A 6542-nucleotide genomic window follows, 5' to 3' on the forward strand; every position below is an offset into this window, starting at 1 on the left:
GGTGTGGCCGAGTCGCCGCAGGATGCGGGTGACAGCGATGCCGGTGCCCGGGTACGCGAGGTCGTTCACGCAGGTGATGAAGAGGGCTATGCGCACGGCGGCTCCTCGGACGGGTCGGGGGTGGTCACGCCGGGTCGCGCGGTGCTCCGGGCGCGGGAAGCTGGTCGAAGGCGGGCAGGTGGCGCTCCCGGGCGGCGGTCAGGTGCGCCCGCATCGCCTCGGCGGCGGCGTCGGAGTCACCGGCGGCGATGGCGGCGGCGATGCGTTGGTGCTCGGTGTTGGTGTCCGGAGCGCCGGTGACCGGGAAGTACAGCCGGTGCAGGTGCAGGTGGGAGTGCAGCCGGGTGATGCTGTCCCGCAGCAGTGGGCTGCCGGCCACCTCGGCGATCAGGTCGTGGAAGGTGGCGTCCAGCGCGGTGAACGCGGCATGTCGGCGGTAGCCGTCGCCGGCCTCCACATCGATCGTCGCCGCCGCCTCGGTGCTGATCCGCTGCCGCTCCTCGGTGGAGGCGTGGGCGGCGGCCCGGCCGGCGGTGGCACCCTCCAACAGCAGCCGGACCTCGAACAGGTCGTCGAACTCGGCACGGGTCAGCAGCGGCGTGGTGGTGTAGCCGGACAGCGGGCGTTTACGGACCAGGCCGTCGGCTTCCAACCGGGCGAGCGCCTCGCGCACAGGGGTGGGGGAGACGTCCAGCTCTCGGGAGAGAGCGTCGATGTTGACCCGCTCGCCCGGCGGCAGGATGTGGTCCATGACCAGGGTCTTTATCGACTCGTAGACGTCGTCGGCGAGGGTGAGTCGACGGGCGGGACGGAGTCGGCCCTCGCGAGCTTCCTGCTGGGCCATCTCGTCTCCTCAACAACCCCTTGACTGTGCCGGTGTGAGCGAGTACACACTAGCAAAGCAACATCCTATAGGAAATAGGCTCGCCCGCCGCCGTCTCACCCCACCACCCTGAGGAGACGAACATGTCGCGCAGAATGTTGTCCCGGATCGGCTCCGGCCTCGCCGTCTTGGCCCTCGCCAGCACCACCGCGGCCTGCACGAAGAAGAGCGACACCACCGACGCCGAAGCCGGGGGTCGGGAGCCAGGGCAGGTCAAGGTCGCGCTCGTGCCCGGCGGCTCACACCCGTACTTCCAGCCGTGGAAGGACGCCGGGGCCAAGGCCAAGACCGAGCTGGCGCTCGGCGACGTCACCTTCAACGAGACCGCGGGCTGGGACCAGACCAAGCAGAACGACGTGCTCAAGTCCCTCGCCGCGCAGGGCTACAACGCCTTCGGGGTCTTCGGCGTCTCACCCGACAACATCAACTCCACCTTCGAGGACCTCAAGCGGCAGGGCTTCCCCGTCGGCTCGCTGGCCTCCTGCCCGGCCGGCGCCAACAAGGCCGACTTCTGCCTCTCCACCGACGTGGAGGTCGCCGCGTACAAGGGCGCCAAGGCCGCCATCGACGCGATGGGCGGTCAGGGCAACCTGGTCCACCTGACCGGAAACAAGGTCGACTCCAACACCCAACGCCGGATCGCGGGCGTGGAGAAGGCGGTCGCCGAGACCGGCGGCAAGGTGACCCTGATCCAGAGCGTCACCGACATCGACAAGGACCTGCAGAGCGCGCAGAAGGCCGTGGCCGACCTCCTCGCCGCGAAGGGCCGGCAGATCCAGGGGATCGTGAACACCGCCTACAACCCGGCGGTTGCCTCGGCCGAGGGTGTCCGCCAGTCGAAGCTGCCCATCAAGGTCATCGCCATCGACGACGACCCGACGGTCCTCGACGGGCTGCGCGGCGGCTCGGTGGCCGCCACCGTCCTGCAGAACCCCGTCGGTCAGGCCCAGGTCGGCTCGTACGCCCTGATGAAGCTCAGCGGCGGCTGCACCATGGCCGAACCCGGGGTGACCATCGACTCGGGCTCGTTCGTGGTAACGAAGGACAACCTGGACGGCTACGAGGCCGACCGCACCGCCACCACCGAGGCACTGCGGAAGAAGTTCGACGGCGACCTGCTCAAGTGCAGCTGATGTCGACCATCACCACGGCCGAGGCGTACCTCGTCGACATTCCCGTGGAGACCGTCCGCACCGACGCGGTACAGGCGTTCCTCAAGCAGGAGACGATCTTCGTCGAGGTGCGCACGGCCGACGACGGGCACGGCACGGGGTACGCGTACACGATCGGGACCGGCGGCACCGCGGTGCTCGCGCTGCTGCGCGACTACCTGCTGCCGCACCTGGTCGGCCGCGACGCCGCGCGGGTCGAGGCGATCTGGCGTGACCTGCACGCCGCCACCCGCGCCACAGCCGTCGGGGCCATCACCTCGCTGGCGCTCGCCGCGATCGACACCGCGCTGTGGGATCTGCGCGCCCGCGCCGCCGGTCTGCCGCTGTGGGTGCTCGCCGGTGGCGCCAAGGACCGCGTCCCGCTGTACGACACGGAGGGCGGCTGGCTGCACCTCACCGAGGACGAGCTGGTCGCCGGCGCGAAGGCGTCCCAGGCGGCCGGCTGGCCCGGCGTCAAGCTGAAGGTCGGCAAGCCGAACCCGGCCGAGGACGCCGCCCGGATCGGCGCGGTCCGGGCTGCCCTCGGCGACCACGTCGACGTGATGGTCGACGCCAACCAGTCGCTGACCGCCGCCGAGGCGATCCGCCGGGCCCGGCTGCTCGAACCGCACCAGCTCGCCTGGTTCGAGGAGCCGCTGCCGGCCGACGACATCGCGGGACACGAACTGCTGGCCCGCGCGACCAGCATCCCGGTCGCGGTGGGGGAGTCGATGTACTCGATCGGCCAGTTCGCCGAGTACCTGCGTCGGCAGGCCGCCGGCGTCGTCCAGGTCGACGTGGCGCGCATCGGCGGCATCACCCCGTGGCTCAAGGTGGCGCACCTGGCCGAGGCCTGCAACGTGGTGGTCTGCCCGCACTTCCTGATGGAACTGCACGTGAGCCTCTGCGCGGCCGTGCCGAACAGCCGCTACGTCGAGCACATCCCACAACTGCGCGCGATCACCCGGACCGAGATCGCGATCGTCGACGGCCACGCGCTCGCCCCCGACGAGCCGGGCCTCGGCATCGACTGGGACCGCGACGCGATCGAGGACAGGAGGGTGGCGTGAAGACGGAAACAGCGCCGGAGGCGTCGGCGGCACCCCCGGCCGCGGAGCCCCGGCCGCCGACCAGGGCCCTGCCGGTCTGGGCGAACCCCCGGCTCGGCCTGCTCATCGTCATCGCCGTGCTGGTCGCGCTCTTCTCGTCGCTCACCCCCGCGTTCCTCGACCCCCGCCTCACCCTGGCACCGCTGCAGGCCGACATCAGCGTGTACGCCGTGGTCGGTCTCGCCCAACTCGCCGTGCTGTCGCTCGGGCACATGAACATGGCCGTGGGCCGGATGGCCGCGCTCTCCACCTTCGCGATGGGCCTGGCCTACGACCGGCTCGGCGTACCGCTGCTGGTCGGGCTGCTCGTGGGACTCGCCGTCGGGGCGGGCATCGGCGCGCTCGCCGGCCTGCTCATCGCCAAGACCGGAGTGAACTCGTTCGTGGTGACCCTCGCGCTCGACTTCGGGCTGCTCGGCCTGGTCACCATCCTCTACACCTGGGCGACCGGCGGGGTGTCGTTCGCGGTGCAGCCGAGTGGGCTCTCCGCGCTGCGCTTCGACACCTTCGCCGACTACTGCATGGGCGAGGTCTGCGGGCCCCGGATCCCGCTGGTCGTGCCGATCGCGGTGGCCGCGGCGCTCGGTGTCGGGCTGCTGTTCCGGCGTGCCCGGCTGGGCCGGGAGATCCTGATGACCGGCTCCAACCCGGTCGCCGCCGAGCTGTCCGGTATTCCCACGCACCGGCGGGTGGTCGCCGCGCACGCGCTGAGCGGGCTGCTCGCCGCGCTGGCCGGGTTCCTGCTCGCCGCCAACAACGGTGCCTTCTCCGCCACCATCGGGGAGTCGTTCCTGCTGCCGTCGTTCCTGGCCCCGGTGCTCGGTGGGACGCTGCTCGCCGGTGGTGCGGTCAGCGTCCTCGGCACCGCGCTCGGGGCGACCCTCACCCAGGTCATCTACAAGGGACTCAACCTGCTCCAGTTCTCCCTGGAGGAACTGAAGCTCTACATCGGACTGGTGCTGCTCGCGGCGCTGTCGCTGGACCGGCTGCGGGCCGTGCTCGCCGAGCGAAGGGCGGTGTCACCGTCATGAGGAGCCTGATCCGGACCAACGAGTTCACCCTCGCGGTGATCGCGGCGCTCGGGTTCGCGGCGCTCGCGGTCGCCACCGACTTCAACCTGCTCACCGCCGGCACCCTGGACGCCTTCCTGCGTTTCCTCGCCCTGCCGATCGTCATCGGCCTGGCCCAGATGGTGGTGCTCGCCGTCGGTCAGATGAACCTCTCGGTGGGCGTGCTCACCGGGTTCTGCGCGATGGCCTCGGGTTGGCTCATGATCGACGCCGGGCTGCCCGCCCCGGTCGCGGTGCTCGCCGCGCTGGCCCTCGGCGCCGTCGTCGGACTGGTCAACGGCCTGCTGGTGATCTTCACCCGGATCAACGGGTTCATCGTCACCCTGGCCACCATGACGATCCTCGAAGGACTGCGGTACGGGGTGAACGGCACCGGCACCTACCAGGGCTACTCGCCCGGCCTGCGGGAGTTCGGGCAGGCGTCGCTGGCCGGCGTGCCAGTGGTCTTCCTGCTGGCGGTGGCGAGCGCCGTCGCTGTCGCCCTCTTCTTCCGGCGCACGGTGCCCGGCCGGCACCTGCTCGCCTCCGGCGGCAACCCGTTCGCCGCCCGACTGTCGGGCATCTCGAACGACCGGGCGCTGGTGCTGGCCCACACCCTGTCGGGGCTGCTGGCCGGCTTCGCCGCGGTGATCGTGGTGGCCGCCTTCGGCTCGGTGAACGCCTCGATCGGCGACGACCTGCTGCTGCCCAGCTTCGCCGCACCGATCATCGGCGGTGTGGCCCTGGCCGGCGGCATGATCAGCGTGACCGGCACGGTGCTCGCTGCCTTTCTGGTACGGCTCGTCGACGTGAGCCAGTCGCAGTTCGACATCAACCGGCGGTGGGTGGACCTCATCATCGGCGCGGTGGTCCTCGGCGCGGTGCTGCTCGGGCAGTTCCGCGACAAGCTCTCCGGAGGTACCCGATGAGCGTCGTGCTGGCCGCGGAGAAACTGGTCAAGACGTTCCCCGGGGTGCGCGCCCTGGACGAGGCGACGCTGACAGTGACCGCCGGCAGCGTGCACGCGCTGCTCGGCGAGAACGGCGCCGGCAAGAGCACCCTGATCAAGATCCTGACCGGGGTGTACCGGCCGGACGGTGGGCAGCTGCGGCTGCCCGGACCGGACGGGCAGCCGCGTACGGTGCAGCTCGGCAACCCGCAGGACGCCCAGCGGGCCGGCATCGGCGTGGTGCACCAGGAGCGGAACCTGATCCCGGCATTCAGCGTCGCCGAGAACATCTGCCTGCAACATCTGCCCCGCCGCGCCGGCCTGGTCGACCGGGCGGCGTTACGGACCGAGGCTCGCCGTTGCCTCGAACTGCTCGACCTGGACCTGGACCCCGACCTGCCGGTGTCGCGGCTGTCGGTGGCCCAACTCCAGCTGGTGGAGATCGCCAAGGCGTTGTCGGCCGACTCGACAGTGCTGCTGCTCGACGAACCGACCGCGTCACTGACCAACGACGAGGCCGACCGGCTCTACGGCATCGTGCGTCGACTGTCCGAGCGGGGTCACGCCACGGTGCTGGTCAGCCACAAACTGGAGGAGGTCTTCGCGATCGCCGACACGGTGACGGTGCTGCGCGACGGGCGCAGCGTCGCCGAGGCGGAACCCCTCGCCGAGCACAGCCGCGAGGAGATCGTCGACCTGATGGTCGGCCGGGCGTACCAGCAGGTGCACCTCGCCGCCCGGACCGTCGCGGCGGACGTCGAACCGGCGCTGGCGCTCGACCACGTCGCCACCGCCGCCGGCCACCACGACGTCAGCCTCACCGTCCGCCCCGGCGAGATCGTCGGCCTGTACGGGCTCGTCGGTGCGGGCCGCAGCGAACTGGCCAAGGCGTTGCTGGGCCTCGACCGGATCACGGCCGGTGAGGTGCGGGTGCACGGGCGGCCGGCCCGGATCCGGGACGTGGGTGACGCCCTGCACCGGTACCGGATCGGCTACGTCACCGAGAACCGCAAGGAGGAGGGCCTCTTCCTCGACCAGACCGTGGCCCGCAACACAGCGGTGACCGTGTGGCGCCGGCTGGCCCGGCTGGGACTCGTCCGCGACCGCTCCGAGCGGACGCTCGTCGACGAGTACGCCGACCGGCTGGGCATCCGACTCGCCTCGCCCGACCAGCACGCCGGTCAGCTCTCCGGCGGCAACCAGCAGAAGGTCAGCCTGGCCAAGTGGCTGGCGGCCGACTGCGACGTGCTCATCATCGACGAGCCCACCGTCGGCATCGACGTGCGCACCAAGGCGGCCTTCCACGAATTGATCGCCGGCCTGGCCGCGCGCGGAAGGGCCATCCTGCTGATCTCGGCGGACCTGCCGGAGATGGTCACCCTCGCCGCCCGGATCGCGGTG

6 protein-coding genes are annotated in these 6542 nt (G+C 71.1%); 5 read left to right on the top strand and 1 reads right to left on the bottom strand.

What is annotated here, in order from left to right; genetic code table 11:
• Positions 1-124: 124 nt before the first annotated feature.
• Positions 125-844 (bottom strand): GntR family transcriptional regulator, encoded by a 720-nt coding sequence (locus KBX53_RS17820; RefSeq protein ID WP_210860463.1) that lies wholly within the window; start codon positions 842-844, stop codon positions 125-127.
• Positions 845-966: 122 nt separating this feature from the next.
• Here KBX53_RS17820 and KBX53_RS17825 point away from each other — a divergent pair, with 122 nt between their 5' ends.
• The 5 genes from KBX53_RS17825 to KBX53_RS17845 all read left to right on the top strand — a co-directional run.
• Positions 967-2016, top strand: a complete 1050-nt coding sequence (locus KBX53_RS17825; RefSeq protein ID WP_210860464.1) for a sugar ABC transporter substrate-binding protein — start codon at positions 967-969, stop codon at positions 2014-2016.
• On the top strand, positions 2016-3104 hold the full coding sequence (locus tag KBX53_RS17830) for a mandelate racemase/muconate lactonizing enzyme family protein (protein WP_210860466.1): 1089 nt from the start codon (positions 2016-2018) through the stop codon (positions 3102-3104). Before KBX53_RS17825 ends, KBX53_RS17830 begins: the two co-directional genes overlap by 1 nt.
• Positions 3101-4174 carry an ABC transporter permease gene (locus KBX53_RS17835; protein WP_030330521.1) on the top strand — a complete coding sequence of 358 codons (1074 nt, stop codon included), beginning with the start codon at positions 3101-3103 and terminating at the stop codon, positions 4172-4174. Before KBX53_RS17830 ends, KBX53_RS17835 begins: the two co-directional genes overlap by 4 nt.
• Positions 4171-5121 (top strand): ABC transporter permease, encoded by a 951-nt coding sequence (locus KBX53_RS17840; protein ID WP_036411135.1) that lies wholly within the window; start codon positions 4171-4173, stop codon positions 5119-5121. Before KBX53_RS17835 ends, KBX53_RS17840 begins: the two co-directional genes overlap by 4 nt.
• The coding region (locus tag KBX53_RS17845) for a sugar ABC transporter ATP-binding protein (protein ID WP_210860467.1) at positions 5118-6542 on the top strand (1425 nt) is incomplete at its 3' end. The genes KBX53_RS17840 and KBX53_RS17845, both read left to right, overlap by 4 nt.

Source organism: Micromonospora sp. M51, from assembly GCF_018070305.1.
Taxonomy (GTDB): Bacteria; Actinomycetota; Actinomycetes; order Mycobacteriales; family Micromonosporaceae; genus Micromonospora; species Micromonospora parva.

Bases quoted from the DNA above. Each gene is read 5' to 3' on its own strand.
- KBX53_RS17825 (WP_210860464.1), top strand. From the start codon at position 967: ATGTCGCGCAGAATGTTGTCCCGGATCGGCTCCGGCCTCGCCGTCTTG.
- KBX53_RS17830 (WP_210860466.1), top strand. From the start codon at position 2,016: ATGTCGACCATCACCACGGCCGAGGCGTACCTCGTCGACATTCCCGTG.
- KBX53_RS17820 (WP_210860463.1), bottom strand. From the start codon at position 844: ATGGCCCAGCAGGAAGCTCGCGAGGGCCGACTCCGTCCCGCCCGTCGA.
- KBX53_RS17840 (WP_036411135.1), top strand. From the start codon at position 4,171: ATGAGGAGCCTGATCCGGACCAACGAGTTCACCCTCGCGGTGATCGCG.